Source organism: Phocaeicola coprocola DSM 17136 (genome assembly GCF_000154845.1).
Classification (GTDB): Bacteria; Bacteroidota; Bacteroidia; order Bacteroidales; family Bacteroidaceae; genus Phocaeicola; species Phocaeicola coprocola.
In genome coordinates, this window is record NZ_DS981441.1 from 102,574 (window position 1) to 104,670 (window position 2,097).

The window sequence follows — 2,097 nt, forward strand, 5'->3', positions numbered from 1 at the left end:
CAATGACGCTTATACCTTCTACGATCAGCAGCCAGATTTTTTCTGCTACTGAAAGTCAACAGAGTTCTTTGTAATTTCAGCAAAGAGTCCTCCGATGGCCTCGTAAGACTCATTGCGTTTGACATAACTGAGTATATTGTACTGCAAGACGCATAATGATATGCCGGCGATCTGTCCGGCAAAGTCCCTACACTGGTTTTTACCGAGCTTTAGATTTTGCTTCATTTCCTTGTGAGCGACCTCAATAACCCATCTTCTTGAGTAAAGTCTGAAGGCTTCCTTGGCGTCCAACTTAAGATCGGAGGTTAGCAGGGCATTCCAGTTACCGTTCTTGCCTTTTCTATAGAAGAACAGGTTGACCTTGATGCCTGAGATCTTTGCAGAGATGGTAGCAGTATAATAACCGATTGATCGGCTGTACTTTAAGTTCTTTGTCTTCTGAAGAACCTTGATAAGTTCAGGTGCGGTCTTGGTTCCGAGAGCTGTCTCATACTTGATCTTGCCCATCTTTATCATTCCAATAAGATGGCAACCAAAGTGCCTTGAGACTATGAACTTCAGGAGTTCGGTGCAGGTGAACCAGCTGTCGACAAGAAGATAGTCGAAGCGTACACCCTCAATGATTGAGCGCTTCAGCATACTGATAGCAGTCTCAATCTTGCTTGCAAGATACTCAGAGCTACGTTTAGCAATACGCTCATCCTCAGAACGTTCCTTGGTATAACGTGAGTTTGCCTGCTTCTTGGATAAGCCCTGTGGCTTGTCGCTGCGCTTACCCTCTTCTCCATGAAGAGAGAAGTCAAGAATAGACTGAGATATACCGTCAGTAAAGCATAGGAACATTGCTTTGAAGCCCAGTATAGGCTTCATTTGAGTATGAGAGAAGACTTTACCGATCTTCTCTGTCTTGAATCCGGTCTTAGGAAGATCTGTATCATCGATAATGACGCATTTGACATCAGATTTTGCTGTTGTCTTGCGGCTCACACGAGAATACAGCTGTCTGAAAACCGAGTAGATTATACATCGCCAATTGACGTTGCCGTCATTCATGAAACGATAGAACATATCCTTATCGCATGTAAACAACTTGCAGAGTGCAGAGGACGAATAATTGGCAGCATTTTTCACCGAGAAGAACGGGAAGAGCACGAGCAACTGCAACACCTGAAGACAGGTGAACTTGCAGTTCGGATTCTTGACTGAACCGATGACTTTGCTCTGTATCCTAATGCTGTTCATTATGGTTGATATGCTGTTTATTGCCTTGCTGGCACACGGCTCTTTCATTTAAGCTTAGATAAAGGCACATAATTCCCCCACCCACTTCTTATGGGAAGTAGGGATTTTGTTATGATTGATACCCAAAACGTTACGAATCCTCTGAAATTACAAATTATCTCATTTTTGATCCAGCATATGTATCATTGCGGTAAAGTCCAAAGAAAGTTCTCTAATAAGTTCGGCCGTTCCCTTAGCCTTGTCGGAGAGCTTTTTCCTTTTACCTTTCCATATAGAAAGTATTGCCAGTACTATCCTCTGTATCGTGTCAAGGTTTCTGGCGGACCTTGCACTATTCCGCCTGATGAAGTCCTGCCTCAGGTTGCGGTCAAGGTCCCAGTGCATGCTTTCTATTGCCCAATGCATTCTGGCTATTGTACTCAGCCGCCTGGCACTTCCGTGAAAACTGGAGACATAGAACCTCCTCTCGGAAGATTTCTGACCATCAGATTTTCTCTCCGTTGCAGTCCGTATTTCGACAACCGTCAGATTTCCATTCCACTTTTTCCTGTCCGTAATCAGGTCATTTCCACGAAAGATACGGCATACTCTGGTCTCTATTCTGCCATGTTCAAGAAAAGGGCCTTCCGAATATACATCCACAGGCTCTGCAAGTTTGACATTGTCCTCAACCCCATATCGCAGAGTTCTCTGGTTTGCCTTCAGCTCGATAAGGAAATCACCGCCTTTTTCCCGGATTTTATCTATGATGGCTTTCTGGAAGGACATGGCGTCTGCCGTAACTATGCATCCTGACACATCCACCTTGTCCAACAGTTTGGGTTCGGAAGTTATCTCGTTGCTTTTTTCTTCACA

At 44.3% G+C, this 2,097-nt stretch carries 1 protein-coding gene and 1 pseudogene; both read right to left on the minus strand.

Annotated features, from left to right (window positions below):
* Nucleotides 1-1,290: pseudogene (locus BACCOP_RS02465) on the minus strand (IS4 family transposase); the annotation flags it as partial.
* Nucleotides 1,291-1,401: 111 nt separating this feature from the next.
* On the minus strand, nt 1,402-2,097 hold a 696-nt coding region (locus BACCOP_RS02470), incomplete at its 5' end, for an ISAs1 family transposase (RefSeq protein ID WP_007565679.1).